The following is a 14,196-nucleotide window of genomic DNA, read 5'->3' as shown; positions in this document are numbered from 1 at the left end:
TTCTACGGTGTCTCGACGATGACGGTGGTCGCCTTGACGACAGCGACGGTGACCTTGCCGGGCTCGAGCCCCAGTTCGCGAACCGATCGGGTGCTCATCAGCGACACGATCGTGAACGGCCCGCACTGCATGCTCACCTCGCTCATCACCGCGTCCGAGACGACCTCGGTGACCAAACCCACGAGCCGGTTGCGGGCGGAGCTGCCACCCGACGAGATCTCGGGCGGAGGAACGGCATGTTCGCGTGCGTAGTCCGCGAGGTCGCGACCGGCGATGACCTTGCGTCCGGTCTCGTCCTCGAGCGCGGGCAGCGCTCCGCTGTCGATCCATCTGCGCACGGTGTCGTCACTGACACCGAGGAGGGCTGCGGCGTCACGAACGCGGACCGGGGGCACTGTCATCGGGGTGCAATCCCAGAAAACGTCCGCAAACAAGTCATGAGAGGCACCATATACCCGAATCTGCGGGTCTTTCGACTCGATCTCGGTGTCGGTGAGCAACACCGTTCGGTCGTCGACCGAATCGCCGCGTCACCCCGCCCGGACACTGCGCGGAATCTGCATGGAGTATTGGACGTTGGTACGTTCTCGGACGGTTCTGGCGATTCGACGCCGGCGGCCGAGCGCATCGGAAGGAATTTTCAGTGGCAGCGAAGCTGTGGGCAGTGAGCGACATTCACGTCGGACATCGGGGTAACCGACCCGTGACCGAAGACATCTTTCCCGAATCTCCCGACGACTGGCTGATCGTTGCCGGCGACGTGTCGGAGAAGACCGACGACATCAAGTGGGCGCTCGAGCTGCTCCGTAGCCGTTTCGCGAAGGTCATCTGGGTTCCCGGAAATCACGAGCTGTGGACGACGGTGAAAGATCCTGTCCAGATCCACGGCGCCGCCCGCTACGAGTACCTGGTCAACCTGTGCCGCGAGATCGACGTCGTCACCCCGGAGGATCCGTACCTGCGTTGGGAGGGTGAAGGCGGCCCGGCGACGATCGTGCCGATGTTCCTGCTCTACGACTACACGTTCTTGCCCCAGGGAGCGCGCGACAAGGAGCACGGCCTGGCGATCGCGCGAGAGAAGAACGTGGTCGCCACCGACGAATTCCTGCTGTCCTCGCAGCCGTACGCGACGCGAGATGCCTGGTGCCACGCGCGGATCGACGCCACCCGGGAGCGTCTCGATGCGTTGGACACATCCGTTCCGACCGTGTTGATCAACCACTTCCCGATGGTCCGGCAGCCCACCGAGGTGCTGTTCTACCCGGAGTTCGCGCTGTGGTGCGGGTCCACTCTGACGGCGGATTGGCACACGCGGTACAACGCGATCTGCTCGGTGTACGGACACCTGCACATCCCGCGGACGACCTACTACGACGGCGTTCGCTTCGAGGAGGTGTCGGTGGGTTACCCGCGCGAATGGCAGCGCCGCGGCCTGCCGAAGAACGTTCTGCGCCAGATTCTTCCGGTCCCCGAGTATCCGCCGGGTGCGTTGAACAAGTGGGGCGGACACTTCACGGTGACGCCCGAGATGGAGGCAGAGGTAGAAAAGATGAGGGCAGGCAAGTGATCGAATCGATACTTCCCAACGGCGTCGTCTCGGCCGAATTGTTCGCGGACCCACCGGGTTTGACGCCGCATCCGCTCGAAGCTCCGCTGGTGGCCAAGGCGGTGGACAAGCGCAAGCGTGAGTTCACCTCGGCTCGACACTGTGCTCGGGTGGCGATGGAGAAGTTGGGCGTGGAGCCCGCGCCGATCATGCGCGGCAAGTCCGGTGCACCGCAGTGGCCGAAGGGTGTGGTCGGATCCTTGACCCACTGCGACGGTTATCGCGGCGCGGTGCTGGCCTATTCGATGCAGGTGCGGTCGGTGGGGATCGACGCCGAGCCGCACGGCCCCTTGCCCGACGGCGTGCTCGAGGCGGTGAGCCTGCCGGCCGAGCGGGAGTGGCTGGAGGCGGCCGGTCGTGAGGACATCCACTGGGACCGAGTGTTGTTCTGTGCCAAGGAAGCGACGTACAAGGCCTGGGAGCCGTTGACCGGACGGTGGCTCGGTTTCGAGGACGCGCACATCACCTTCGAGCGAACCGGCTCCGGCGACGACCTCTCGGGAACGTTCCATTCCGAGTTGTTGGTGCCGGGCGACACCGTCTCCGGCCCGCCTCTGTCGGCGTTCGACGGTCGCTGGATGGTGGCCGGCGGTCTGGTGATGACGGCGATCTCGGTGATGTGACGGCCGGATTCGCGGGCCTGGCACAATGCTCTCTCGTGAGTGCCCGTGAAAAGATTTCGTCCGGTCTCGTCGGTGCCGGCCTCTTGGTGGTCGACAAGGGGCCGGGTGTGACGAGCCACGACGTGGTGGCGTCGTGTCGAAAACTGTTGCGCACCAGGAAGGTCGGCCACGCGGGGACTCTGGACCCCATGGCGACGGGCGTGCTGGTGCTCGGCGTGGAGCGTGCGACCAAGATGCTGGGATTGCTCTCGCTGACCACCAAGTCCTACACCGCGACCATCCGGCTCGGCCGGAGCACGACGACCGACGACGCCGAGGGCGACCTGCTGGCCGATGTCTCGGCCGTGCACGTCTCCGACTCCGAGATCCAGGCCGCGATCGCCGCCCTGACGGGCGACATCGAGCAGGTGCCTGCGAGCGTCAGCGCCATCAAGGTCGACGGGCAACGCGCCCACAAACTGTCCCGCGCAGGTGAGGAGTTCACCCTCGCCGCCCGCAAGGTCAGCGTCACCCGATTCGACGTGACCTTTAGGCGCGATGTCGTGGACAACGAATCGGCATTCGTCGACCTCGATGTCGAGGTGGACTGCACGTCCGGGACCTATGTGCGTGCCCTGGCGCGCGATCTCGGCGCTGCACTCGGCGTCGGCGGCCACCTGACCGTGCTGCGTCGCACTCGCGTCGGACCCTTCACCCTCGACCATGCGCGGACGCTCGAAGAGCTGGCCGAGAACCCGGCCGTGAGCCTGGACATCGACCAGGCGGCGCGAACGGCCTTTCCGCACCGGCAGATCGACGCGGGTGAGGCGGAGTCGTTGAGCCAGGGAAGGTGGCTGGATCCGGTCGGAATCGACGGGGTGTACGCGGCGGTCGATCCCACGGGTCACACCATCGCTCTGCTTCAGGAGAAGGGCAAGCGCGCCAGTTCGGTCATGGTGGTCCGGCCCGCGACCTTGCGCGGACACTGAAGCGAACCGACGTCAGTTCGCCGGAACCATCCAGATCGCTTCGGCGGCGCGGTGGCCGAGGTCGATCGAATCGGTGGCGTCGGTGCGGGCGAGCTCGATGGCGACGGTGCCGGCGTAGTCACGTCGTTCGACCACCGTGATCGGCAGGTCCAGCGTGATGCCGACGGAATCGAAGTAGCGGAGCATGGCCGGGTCGGAGTCGGAAATTCTGGCGACTCGGCCGGATTGTCCGTCGAGGTACTCGCTCAGGCGAGTCGCGGACGGAGTCTCGATCGCACCGTCCACCGACGGAATCGGGTCACCGTGCGGGTCCCGTTCGGGGTGACCCAGTTTGGCGTCGATTCGATCCATCATCAGATCCGAGACTGCATGTTCGAGAATCTCTGCCTCGTCGTGCACTTCGTCCCAGCCGTACCCCAGTTCGCGGACCAGATAGGTCTCGATCAGACGGTGCCGACGCACCATGCCGATGGCAGCCAGGCGGCCCTTCTCCGTCAACGAGATGGCTCCGTAGCGGGCGTGGTCGACCATGCCCTGGTCGGCGAGCTTGCGAATCGCCTCGGACACCGTCGATGCGGAAACGCCGATGCGCTCGGAGAGCATCTTGGTGCTGACGGAGTCCTCGCTCCACTCACTGGCCGTCCAGATGACCTTGAGGTAATCCTGCGCAACCGCGGACAGCTGGACGCCCTCGTCGGCCGGTGCGGGATCGTCTTTTCGTTGCGCCACGTCGCCGAGCTTAGGCAATCCAATGGAAAAAGACATCTCACCCGGCCGGAGCCACCGGTACCTGTCCGCGTCGGCGCACGGCGCGGACGACGATGCCCTGTGAGGGGCTGAAGAGGTAGGCAAGGACGAAGACCAACCCCTGAGTGAGCACGACGCTGCCACCGGAGGACACGTCGAGATAGAAGCTGGCGTAGATCCCCACCAGCGCGCAACCCACCGAAACAAGCGGTGCCAATACCAGCATGCGGCCGAAGCTGTGCGTGAGCAGATACGCCGACGCACCTGGGGTGATGAGCATCGCCACCACGAGAATCACGCCGACGGCCTGAAGTGCCACCACCGTCGTCAAAGCCAGCAGGGTCAGCATCACAGCCGAGATCACCGTCGGATTGATGCCGACGGCGCGGGCCTGGGTGCGGTCGAAGGCGAAGAGAGTGAAGTCCCGACGCTTGACGATCATGACGGCCAACGCGATGCCGCCGAGTACGAACACCTGGATCATGTCCGCCTGCGAGACGCCGAGCAGATTGCCGAACAGGATGTGGTTGAGGTCGATCTGGCTCGGAAACTTGGAGATCAGGACGACACCGAGCGCGAACAAGGTGGTGAAGACGACGCCGATGGCGGCGTCCTCCTTGACGATGGTGGTGTTGCGCACGACCCCGATGGCACCGACCGCGATGAGGGCGAACAGAAGAGCGCCGATCGCGAACGGTGCACCGAGCAGATACGACAATGCGACGCCGGGCAGCACGGCGTGCGAGACGGCGTCGCCCATCAGCGACCACCCGATGAGAACGAGCCAGCAGCTCAGCACCGCGCACACGATCGAGGCGGTCACGGTCACCAGGAGGGCCCGCTGCATGAAGGTGTATTCGAGTGGTTCGACGAGAAAATCGACGAGATACACGGTTCAGCTCGCTTCCGTGGTCGGGGTGGCCTGGGTTCGATTGCCTGCACCGAGTTGGTCGACCTTCGACGGGTCGATGCCGAAGGCCAGCGCCAGGTTCTCCGGACGCAGTACCTCGGCGGGACTGCCGTGCATCAGCACCCGTTGCTGCAGCAGAATCGCCTCGTCGCACAGATCCGGCAGAGCATGGAGATCGTGTGTCGACACGAGAACCGAGGCGCCGTGTGCGGCGAGTTCGCGGAGCAGCCGGGTGATGGTGGCTTCGGTCTTCTTGTCCACGCCGGCGAAGGGCTCGTCGAGCAACAGCAACGACGCCTCCTGGGCGATGGCGCGGGCGACGAACGCACGCTTGCGTTGACCGCCGGAGAGCTGACCGATCTGTCGGCTCGCGAGTTCGGCCAGATCGACGCGCTCGAGAGCCTCGTCGACCGCCCGTCGATCGGCTGCTCGGGGAGTGCGAAGAAAATTCTGCTTCCCGTATCGGCCCATCATCACCACGTCGCGCACGCTGATCGGGAACGTCCAGTCGACGGATTCGGCCTGGGGTACGTAGCTCACCGTTCCTGCCTTGCGCGCCCGAGCCGGGTCGCCGCCGAACACGGTGATCGATCCGGAGTTCGGCTTGACCACTCCCATGACGGCCTTGAACAGCGTCGACTTGCCCGATCCGTTCATGCCGACCAACCCGCACACCCGGCCCGGTGCGAGCGTCAGACTGGCATCGGTGAGCGCCACGACGTCGCGGTATCGGACATTGACGGTGTCCACCGCCAGCGCTGCCTCGTTCTCGTGCGGGGCCCTGAGATTCGGGGCCCCAGTGTGCTCGCTCATCGTTCTCCCACCAGTGCGTCGGCGATCAACCGTGCGTCGTAGCGCAGTAGGTCCAGGTACGTGGGGACGGGGCCGGCCGCATCGCTCAGTGAATCGACGTAGAGCTGTCCGCCGAACCGAGCGCCGGTGTCCTCGGCGACCTGCAGCTGCGCCTTGTCCGAGACGGTCGACTCGCAGAACACGGCGGGTACGTCGTTGTCGCGAACGAAATCGATGGTGCGGACCACCTGTTTCGGTGTGCCTTCCTGCTCGGCGTTGACCGGCCACAGGTACGCCTCCTGCAGATCGAAGTCACGAGCCAGATACCCGAATGCGCCCTCACAGGTGACCAGCGCACGTTGACGAGCGGGCAGTCCGGAGAGATCGGCGTCCAGCTCGGCACCGACCCGGCGGAGTTGCTCGACGTACGCCGCTGCGTTCGCGCGGTAGTCGTCGGTGTTGGCGGGGTCGAGCGCAACGAACGCGTCGGCGATGTTCTCGACGTACGTCTCGGCCACGACGGGGGACATCCACGCGTGGGGGTTCGCTTTGCCCGCGTACGCGTCGTCGCGGATGTAGATCGGATCCACGTTCGCACTCACCACGGCATGCGGTGCGGGGATGCGCTCGACGAATTTCTCGAACCAGGCCTCCAGCCCGAGTCCGTTGTCCAGGATCAACTCGGCCTGCTCCGCGGTGCGTAGGTCTCCCGGTGTCGGCTCGTAGCCGTGGATCTCGGCACCGGCTTTTGTGATCGATTCCACTCGAAGGTGGTCGCCGGCCACATTGGCGGCCATGTCGGCGAGGACGGTGAAGGTCGTCAGAACCAAGGGTCTGTCGTCGTCGAGCACAGTCGGATCGTCCTCTCCGACGGCGCGGGCGCAGCCCGTCGACGCTGCTACCAGTAGTCCAACCACGGCCCAGCTCGCAAGAATCCGTCCGGCGTGAAATCCACGCTGGCGAAGAAATAAGTTAGGCACCCCGAAATATTTACCGTGGGAATACCTTTTTGTCCATAGCAACCGCGCGCGACACGCCTGTCCGAGAGTGACCGAGCGGCCGTCGGGCCGTAGGCTTCGCGGTGTGCAGAGATGGCGAGGTCTCGACGATGTACCTGCCGACTGGGGCAGATGCGTGCTCACGATCGGCGTCTTCGACGGCGTTCACCGCGGGCACGCACAGCTGATCGAGCGAGCGGTGGGCGCTGCGAAGAAGCGCGGCGTTCCCAGCGTGCTCATGACATTCGATCCGCACCCGATGGAGGTCGTGCGGCCGGGAAGTCATCCCGCGCAGTTGACGACCCTGACGAGACGAGCCGAACTCGCCGAGGAACTGGGAATCGACGTGTTCTGTGTGATGCCGTTCACGCCCGAGCTGATGAAACTCACCCCCGAGCGGTACGTGCACGAGATTCTGATCGAACGACTCCACGTTGCCGAGGTCGTCGTCGGCGAGAACTTCACCTACGGCAAGAAGGCGCTCGGCACGGTGCCGATGCTCCGGAAGATCGGCGAACGATCGGGATTCGCGGTCGACGGAGTCAACCTGCTCGCCGAGCATGCCGTGACGTTCTCCTCCACGTACATCAGATCGTGCGTGGATGCCGGAGACGTCGCCGCAGCCGCCGCCGCGCTCGGACGGCCGCATCGCGTGGAGGGTGTCGTCGTGCACGGCGACGGCCGGGGTCGTCAGATGGGTTATCCCACAGCCAATGTCGCGCCACCCATGTACTCGGCCATCCCCGCGGACGGCGTCTACGCGGCGTGGTTCACCGTGCTCGGGCCCGGCCCGATCATGGGGACGGTCACTCCGGGGGAGCGGCACCCTGCGGCGGTGTCCGTGGGCACCAATCCCACGTTCTCGGGGCGCACCAGAACCGTCGAGGCATTCGTACTCGACGGCGAGGCCGACCTGTACGGGCAACATGTGGCAGTCGACTTCGTCGACCGACTGCGGGGCATGGAGAAGTTCGACTCGATGGAAGCTCTCGTGGAGGAAATGGGCCGCGACGCCGAGCGTGCCCGCTCGATCCTGGCGGCTAGCACGGCCTGATAGGCTGTCCCCTCGGTGCACGCTGCGGTCCGTGGCGGCTGTACCGGCTTCGATCCCGTCGTGTCGACCTCGGTCGTTCGATCGGGGCGCGTTGCTTCCTTTCACGCGGACGTCATTGATCAGGAGTAGTACCAGTGGCATTGACCACCGAACAGAAGAAGGCCGTTCTCGGCGAGTACGGCTTGCACCCCACCGACACGGGCTCGCCCGAGGCGCAGGTTGCAATGCTCACCAAGCGCATCGTCGACTTGACCGAGCACCTCAAGACGCACAAGCACGACCACCACTCCCGCCGCGGCCTGCTGCTGCTGGTCGGACGTCGTCGTCGTCTGCTCAAGTACATCGCGAAGGTCGACGTCACCCGCTACCGTTCGCTCATCGAGCGTCTGGGTCTGCGTCGATAGTCTTCGGAGACGCGAGGATGTCACCGATGCACCGTTCGACGCGCCGGTGCGCACCCGACTCGCAGCAATAGTGCAGTAGCCAACGAGGCAGTGCTTAGACTGTTCCTCGTTGGCTATCTGTGTTTGTACCGCAAGAAACAGTTCGACCAGCACGAGAAAGCGGATGCACGGCATCCGCACACCGCCGTGTATGCCTGTCACGCCGTGGTGACGGTCTTCGGTAGTGGCCTTTCGGATACGAGATCCGGTGGGCTTCGATCGATGGCCGCCTCCGCGTAGCCGCGTCCCGAGAGAAGCTCGGAGATGGACGGCACAGGTATGCCGCCGCAGCCAGGAGGGCTCGTGGTGTGTCCACGCGGGCACGGCAAAGACGAGAGGACGAGAACAGAACACATGTCGGAAACCACAACATTGGACGTCGAAGAAGGCGTCTACGAAGCAACTGCGATCATCGACAACGGCACGTTCGGCAAGCGGACCATCCGCTTCGAGACCGGCCGCCTCGCACAGCAGGCCGCAGGCGCAGTCGCCGCGTACCTCGACGAGGACACCATGCTGCTGTCGGCAACGACTGCAGGTAAGCACCCCCGTGAGGGATTCGATTTCTTCCCGCTGACGGTCGACGTCGAAGAGCGCATGTACGCCGCGGGCCGCATCCCCGGATCGTTCTTCCGCCGCGAGGGACGTCCGTCCACCGATGCCATCCTCACCTGCCGCCTGATCGACCGGCCGCTGCGTCCGACGTTCGTCGACGGACTGCGCAACGAGATCCAGGTCGTCATCACGGTCATGAGCCTCAACCCGGCCGATCTGTACGACGTCGTCGCGATCAACGCGGCATCGGCCTCGACACAGATCGCCGGACTGCCGTTCTCCGGCCCGATCGGCGGCGTTCGCGTCGCACTGATCGACAAGCAGTGGGTTGCGTTCCCCACCAACGAGCAGCTCGAGAAGGCCGTGTTCAACATGGTCGTCGCCGGCCGCATCGTCTCCGGCTCCGGTGCCGACGCAGACGTCGCGATCATGATGGTCGAAGCCGAGGCCACCGAGAACGTCATCGAGCTCATCGAGGGTGGTGCCACCGCCCCCAACGAGACCGTCGTCGCCGAGGGCCTCGAGGCATCGAAGCCCTTCATCGCCGCGCTGTGCACCGCGCAGCAGGAGCTCGCCGCCAAGGCAGCCAAGCCCACCGGCGACTACCCGGTCTTCCCGGCGTACCAGTCCGACGTCTTCGAGGCCGTGGAGAACGCCGCCAAGATCCCGCTGAACGAGGCGCTGACCATTGCCGGCAAGGCCGAGCGTGAGAACAAGCTCGACGAGGTCAAGGCTCAGGTCCTGACGTCGGTCGGAGACAGCTTCGCCGGTCGCGAGAAGGAAATCGGTGCGGCGTTCCGCGCACTGACCAAGAAGTCGGTTCGCCAGCGCATCCTCACCGATCACTTCCGCATCGACGGTCGCGGCATCACCGACATCCGCTCGCTCTCCGCCGAGGTCGCGATCATCCCGCGTACCCACGGATCGGCCCTGTTCGAGCGCGGGGAGACCCAGATCCTGGGCGTCACCACCCTCGACATGGTCAAGATGGCGCAGCAGGTCGACTCGCTCGGGCCCGAGACGTCCAAGCGCTACATGCACCATTACAACTTCCCGCCGTACTCCACCGGTGAGACCGGCCGCGTCGGTTCGCCGAAGCGTCGCGAGATCGGGCACGGCGCACTCGCCGAGCGCGCTCTGCTGCCGGTGCTGCCCAGCCAGGCGGAGTTCCCGTACGCCATCCGTCAGGTCTCCGAGGCGCTGAGCTCCAACGGCTCGACCTCGATGGGCTCGGTCTGCGCATCGACTCTGTCGCTGCTCAATGCCGGTGTGCCGCTGCGTGCCCCGGTCGCCGGTATCGCGATGGGCCTCGTGTCCGACGAGGTCGACGGCGAGACTCGCTACGTCGCACTCACCGACATTCTCGGTGCCGAGGACGCGTTCGGTGACATGGACTTCAAGGTCGCCGGAACAAAGGACTTCGTCACGGCTCTGCAGCTCGACACCAAGCTCGACGGCATCCCCTCCAAGGTGCTCGCCGGCGCGCTGTCGCAGGCCAAGGATGCTCGCACGACGATCCTCGAGGTCATGGCAGAGGCCATCGACACCCCGGACGAGATGAGCCCGTACGCACCTCGCGTCACCGCGATCAAGGTGCCCGTCGACAAGATCGGTGAGGTCATCGGGCCCAAGGGCAAGATGATCAACTCCATCACCGAGCAGACCGGTGCCAACATCTCCATCGAAGATGACGGCACTGTCTACGTCGGTGCAGCGGACGGCCCGTCCGCACAGGCCGCGATCGACATGATCAACGCCATCGCCAACCCGCAGCTGCCGAAGGTCGGCGAGCGATTCCTCGGAACCGTTGTCAAGACAACGGCTTTCGGCGCATTCGTCTCGCTGCTCCCGGGCCGCGACGGACTGGTGCACATCTCCAAGCTCGGCAACGGCAAGCGCATCAACAAGGTCGAGGACGTCGTCAGCGTCGGATCCAAGTTGCGCGTCGAGATCGCCGACATCGACAACCGCGGCAAGATCAGCCTCGTTCCCGTCGAGGACGACAACGCGGCTGCTCCCGCCGATGCTTCCGAGGCACCCGCCGAGGTCAGCGCTGAGTAAGAAGCAATCGAGTCGAACGGTACGTCCCCTCGGGACGTACCGTTCGGCCGTTCCAGAGAGCATCACCATCGATACGGGTGTGCAACGGACGACTCTGCCCGGTGGTCTTCGGGTCGTCACCGAGTTCGTGCCCGGCGTTCGCTCGGCTTCGGTCGGTGTGTGGGTCGGGGTCGGCTCACGAGACGAACAGCCCAGTGTTGCCGGTGCGGCACATTTCCTCGAACACTTGCTGTTCAAGTCGACTCCTACGCGTAGTGCGCTCGAAATCGCCCAGGTGATGGACGGCGTCGGGGGCGAGCTGAACGCGTTCACCTCGAAGGAGAGCACTTGCTTCTATGCGCACGTGCTCGACGAGGACGTGGCGCTCGCCATCGATCTCGTCAGCGATGTGGTGCTGCGTGGTCGGTGCCGATCGGCCGATGTGGACGTCGAGCGTCAGGTGGTCCTCGAAGAGATCTCCATGCGCGACGACGATCCGGAGGATCTGCTGGGAGATGCCTTCCTGGAAGCCATGTTCGGCGATCATCCGATCGGACGCCCGATCATCGGCTCCGTCGAATCCATCGAGTCGATGACGCGTGCGCAACTGCACTCGTTCCACGTTCGTCGATACACCCCGCAGCGCATGGTCGTTGCGGTTGCGGGCAACGTCGATCACAAGCAGATCGTCTCGCTCGTGCGCCGAGCGTTCTCCGGTCATCTGGACAAGGGCCTGAGGCCGGCCGAAAGACGTTCCGGTACAGCGCGATTGCGTAGCGCACCCACGTTGAGCCTGACCACTCGTGACAGTGAACAGGCCCACCTGTGCCTGGGTGTACGGGCGTTCGGTCGACACGAGGGGCACCGCTGGGCGTTGTCCGTGCTGAACTCGGCCGTGGGCGGCGGGCTCAGTTCTCGTCTCTTTCAGGAGATCAGAGAAGAGCGCGGTCTGGCGTATTCGGTGTACTCGTCGGTGGACACGTTCGCCGACAGTGGCGCCTTCTCCGTCTATGCGGGTTGCCAGCCGGAGAACTTGGGCGAAGTGACGACGGTGATCAGGGAAGTGCTGGCCAAGGTCGCCTCCGAGGGCATCACCGACGCGGAGTGCGCGCGGGCCAAGGGTTCGTTGAGAGGCGGATTGGTTCTGGGCCTCGAAGATTCGGGCTCTCGGATGAACCGGATCGGTCGTAGTGAACTGAACTACGGTAATCACCGCGACATCACCGACACGTTGGCGCGGATCGACAGCGTCGGCAACGACGAGGTGCGCGAGGTTGCAGCCGTGTTGCTCGAGCGTCCTTTCGGTGCCGCGGTGGTCGGCCCCTACAAGAACGTTCGCCAGCTGCCTGCGTCGGTCAGGTCCCTCGTTCGGTAGCGTCGGCGATCACGTCGCGCACTGCGCGGCGGGTCAACTCCGTCACCGCCGAAACGTCGGTGATCGGCTCCAGCGCACGGGTGGAGTGGAGCGCCGCTATTCCGTGCACGGAGGTCCACAGTCGCAGGGCTGTGAACTGTGGATTCTCCGGCGCAACGGCTTCGACCGCGTCGATCAACGCGTCGAACACCGGCCGCGACGCCAGCCGCAGGTTCTCGCCCGAGCCCTCGAGCAGGTCGTGCCTGAAGATGAGTGCGAACATCGCCGGGCGCTGCGCAGCGAACTGCACGTAGGTATGTGCCATCGCATCCAGTGACTCGCGGGGTGAAACGGCTTGTTGGGCCGCCGAGTTCAGCGCCAGCCCCAGGTCGACCAGACCGACTCGAGCCACCGCCGCGGCAAGTGCGCTCAACGTCGGAAAGTACCGTCTCGGTGCGCCGTGCGATACGCCCGCTTCGCGGGTGACCGCTCTGATGGTCAGCGCGCCCTGTCCCTCGCTTTCGAGCAGGCGAACACCCGCGTTCACCAGTCGAGTCCTGAGGTTGTCCGGCACGTAGACATTGTCTACTCTCGGTGTCGACGCTGTCCAGCCGAGAGGATCCGACGTGTGGTACCTGCTGTTCGAATACGTGTTGATCGGGCCGATTCTGCGCATTCTCGGTCGACCGAGAGTGTCCGGGACGCAGAATCTACCGACCTCGGGTCCGGTGATCATCGCGGGCAACCACCTCACGGTCGTCGACTCCTTCTTCCTCGTCCTCCTGGTGCGTCGCCGCGTCACCTTCATCGCCAAGAGCGAGTACTTCACGGGCCGGGGAATCAAGGGGGCGGCGCTTCGGTGGTTCTACAGCGCGACGGGTCAGGTTCCGGTCGATCGACGCGGTGCCGACGCGTCGGCACCGGCGCTCGCGGCGGCGAAAAGTATTCTGCGACAAGGGAAGGTATGGGCGGTGTACCCGGAGGGAACTCGATCGCCCGACGGACGGCTGTACACGGGCAAGACCGGCCTGGCGCGCGTCGCGATCGAAACAGGTGCCCCCGTCGTACCGTTGGTGATGCACGGAACGCTCGCCGTCAATCCGGTCGGCTCGAGAATGTGGCGTCCGGGAAAGGTGCGCATGGTCGTCGGCGAACCATTGGATTTCACGAGATACGCAGGGGGAGAGAACAGCAAGGCCATTCTGCGAGCGGTCACCGATGAGGTGATGGCGGCGCTGGCGAACCTGTCGGGGCAAGAATACGTCGATGTGTACGCCGCGTCGGTCAAGGAAGCGGCATGAGAAACTCGGACGTGTCGGCACGAGGCAGAACAGTCCTCGTCACCGGCGTAGGCCGGCGGCAGGGAATCGGCTTCGCTGTCACCCACCGTCTGCTGCAGGACGAGACCACCCGCGTCTTCGCGCACTCGTGCGACGGCTACGACGCCACCGAGCCGTGGGGAGCAGGCACACCGGGAGCGAGGAAGGTGTTGGCCGAGTTGTCGATCGCCGACGACAGGCTCGGCCACCTCGACATCGATTTCGTCGATCCCGCGGCACCGGCAGCCCTGTTCGACGCGGCCGAATCCAGGCTCGGTGCGATCGATTCTCTGGTGGTCAACCATGCGCGGTCGCAGGTGGGTGATCTGGATTCGATGACGGCGGAGTCGCTCGACCTGACCTGGGCGGTGAACGTGCGAGCGTCTTTGCTCCTGGTTCAGGAATTCGTGCGGCGCTACGTGGATCATCCCGACGGTGGTCGCGTCGTACTGTTCACCTCCGGGCAGAACGAAGGGCCCATGCCGACCGAAATTCCCTACGCAGTGAGCAAGGGTGCCATTGCGTCGATCACCTCTACGCTGGCCGATTCGGTGATCGAGCGAGGCATCACCGTCAACACGATCAATCCGGGTCCGACCGATACCGGCTGGGCCAGTGCGGATCTGGACGAGTTCGTTTCACGCCACATGCCGCGCGGTCGGTGGAACTCTCCCGACGAGGCCGCGGCCGTCGTGGCGATGCTGCTCTCGCCCGATTCGGGCTCGATCACCGGTCAGGTGATCGGGGCCGAAGGCGGATTCCGACGCTTCACGCCTTGACGTGTGGG

Annotated in this window: 15 protein-coding genes; 9 read left to right on the top strand and 6 right to left on the bottom strand. The window is 65.0% G+C overall.

Translation table 11 applies throughout. The features are described 5' to 3' along the window. Positions 1-2: 2 nt before the first annotated feature. Complete coding sequence (locus CH276_RS17740) at positions 3-401, bottom strand: TOBE domain-containing protein (protein ID WP_032398374.1); 399 nt, start codon at positions 399-401, stop codon at positions 3-5. A gap of 242 nt (positions 402-643) precedes the next feature. On the opposite strand from CH276_RS17740, the gene CH276_RS17735 reads away from it, so the two are divergent. Genes CH276_RS17735 through truB form a run of 3 tightly spaced genes read left to right on the top strand, consistent with a single transcriptional unit; the run spans position 644 to position 3,197 of the window. Further along, on the top strand, positions 644-1,567 hold the full coding sequence (locus CH276_RS17735) for a metallophosphoesterase family protein (protein WP_032397841.1): 924 nt from the start codon (positions 644-646) through the stop codon (positions 1,565-1,567). Then, a complete protein-coding gene (gene npt / locus CH276_RS17730; protein WP_094631758.1) occupies positions 1,564-2,229 on the top strand; it encodes a 4'-phosphopantetheinyl transferase Npt in 666 nt (221 codons plus the stop codon). The genes CH276_RS17735 and npt overlap by 4 nt, the downstream gene beginning before the upstream one ends. A 35-nt stretch (positions 2,230-2,264) precedes the next feature. Then, on the top strand, positions 2,265-3,197 hold the full coding sequence (gene truB, locus CH276_RS17725; protein ID WP_094631827.1) for a tRNA pseudouridine(55) synthase TruB: 933 nt from the start codon (positions 2,265-2,267) through the stop codon (positions 3,195-3,197). 12 nt (positions 3,198-3,209) lie between these two features. Here truB and CH276_RS17720 read toward each other — a convergent pair whose 3' ends face one another. The 4 genes from CH276_RS17720 to CH276_RS17705 are packed head-to-tail and all read right to left on the bottom strand — an operon-like array spanning position 3,210 to position 6,626. Next, positions 3,210-3,962 (bottom strand): metal-dependent transcriptional regulator, encoded by a 753-nt coding sequence (locus CH276_RS17720; protein ID WP_371828393.1) that lies wholly within the window; start codon positions 3,960-3,962, stop codon positions 3,210-3,212. A gap of 1 nt (position 3,963) precedes the next feature. Further along, positions 3,964-4,836 (bottom strand): metal ABC transporter permease, encoded by an 873-nt coding sequence (locus tag CH276_RS17715; RefSeq protein ID WP_094631757.1) that lies wholly within the window; start codon positions 4,834-4,836, stop codon positions 3,964-3,966. A 3-nt stretch (positions 4,837-4,839) separates the two neighbouring features. Further along, the gene (locus CH276_RS17710; protein ID WP_045195510.1) at positions 4,840-5,667 is read right to left on the bottom strand and encodes a metal ABC transporter ATP-binding protein; all 828 of its coding nucleotides are present in this window, start codon (positions 5,665-5,667) and stop codon (positions 4,840-4,842) included. Then, positions 5,664-6,626 carry a metal ABC transporter substrate-binding protein gene (locus CH276_RS17705; RefSeq protein WP_032397845.1) on the bottom strand — a complete coding sequence of 321 codons (963 nt, stop codon included), beginning with the start codon at positions 6,624-6,626 and terminating at the stop codon, positions 5,664-5,666. The genes CH276_RS17710 and CH276_RS17705 overlap by 4 nt, the downstream gene beginning before the upstream one ends. A gap of 103 nt (positions 6,627-6,729) precedes the next feature. Between CH276_RS17705 and CH276_RS17700 the strand changes: the two genes are divergently transcribed. The 4 genes from CH276_RS17700 to CH276_RS17685 all read left to right on the top strand — a co-directional run bounded on the left by CH276_RS17700 (position 6,730) and on the right by CH276_RS17685 (position 12,111). After that, entirely contained in the window at positions 6,730-7,698 is a 969-nt protein-coding gene (locus tag CH276_RS17700; RefSeq protein ID WP_176459297.1) for a bifunctional riboflavin kinase/FAD synthetase, read from the top strand. 134 nt (positions 7,699-7,832) lie between these two features. Then, positions 7,833-8,102, top strand: coding sequence for a 30S ribosomal protein S15 (rpsO, locus tag CH276_RS17695; protein ID WP_032397847.1), 270 nt, complete (start codon positions 7,833-7,835; stop codon positions 8,100-8,102). A 393-nt stretch (positions 8,103-8,495) separates the two neighbouring features. Beyond that, positions 8,496-10,757 (top strand): polyribonucleotide nucleotidyltransferase, encoded by a 2,262-nt coding sequence (locus CH276_RS17690; protein ID WP_045195505.1) that lies wholly within the window; start codon positions 8,496-8,498, stop codon positions 10,755-10,757. Beyond that, positions 10,720-12,111 (top strand): M16 family metallopeptidase, encoded by a 1,392-nt coding sequence (locus tag CH276_RS17685; protein ID WP_179272755.1) that lies wholly within the window; start codon positions 10,720-10,722, stop codon positions 12,109-12,111. Before CH276_RS17690 ends, CH276_RS17685 begins: the two co-directional genes overlap by 38 nt. Here CH276_RS17685 and CH276_RS17680 read toward each other — a convergent pair. Beyond that, entirely contained in the window at positions 12,092-12,664 is a 573-nt protein-coding gene (locus CH276_RS17680; RefSeq protein ID WP_254924386.1) for a TetR/AcrR family transcriptional regulator, read from the bottom strand. The genes CH276_RS17685 and CH276_RS17680 overlap by 20 nt on opposite strands. Before the next feature lie 52 nt (positions 12,665-12,716). Here CH276_RS17680 and CH276_RS17675 point away from each other — a divergent pair, with 52 nt between their 5' ends. Beyond that, positions 12,717-13,391 carry a lysophospholipid acyltransferase family protein gene (locus CH276_RS17675; protein WP_094631756.1) on the top strand — a complete coding sequence of 225 codons (675 nt, stop codon included), beginning with the start codon at positions 12,717-12,719 and terminating at the stop codon, positions 13,389-13,391. After that, complete coding sequence (locus tag CH276_RS17670; RefSeq protein ID WP_094631755.1) at positions 13,388-14,188, top strand: SDR family oxidoreductase; 801 nt, start codon at positions 13,388-13,390, stop codon at positions 14,186-14,188. The genes CH276_RS17675 and CH276_RS17670 overlap by 4 nt, the downstream gene beginning before the upstream one ends. Positions 14,189-14,196: the final 8 nt, after the last annotated feature.

The sequence above is a fragment of the Rhodococcus sp. 06-470-2 genome, from assembly GCF_002258235.1.
Classification (GTDB): domain Bacteria; phylum Actinomycetota; class Actinomycetes; order Mycobacteriales; family Mycobacteriaceae; genus Rhodococcoides.
The sequence above is the reverse complement of the archived record's forward strand: the minus strand, read 5'-3'. Positions and strand labels throughout refer to the sequence as shown.

Coding starts and splice junctions, on each gene's coding strand:
- CH276_RS17740 (WP_032398374.1), bottom strand. CDS start 401: ATGACAGTGCCCCCGGTCCGCGTTCGTGACGCCGCAGCCCTCCTCGGT.
- CH276_RS17720 (WP_371828393.1), bottom strand. CDS start 3,962: ATGTCTTTTTCCATTGGATTGCCTAAGCTCGGCGACGTGGCGCAACGA.
- CH276_RS17710 (WP_045195510.1), bottom strand. CDS start 5,667: ATGAGCGAGCACACTGGGGCCCCGAATCTCAGGGCCCCGCACGAGAAC.
- CH276_RS17690 (WP_045195505.1), top strand. CDS start 8,496: ATGTCGGAAACCACAACATTGGACGTCGAAGAAGGCGTCTACGAAGCA.
- CH276_RS17685 (WP_179272755.1), top strand. CDS start 10,720: ATGCTTCCGAGGCACCCGCCGAGGTCAGCGCTGAGTAAGAAGCAATCG.
- CH276_RS17670 (WP_094631755.1), top strand. CDS start 13,388: ATGAGAAACTCGGACGTGTCGGCACGAGGCAGAACAGTCCTCGTCACC.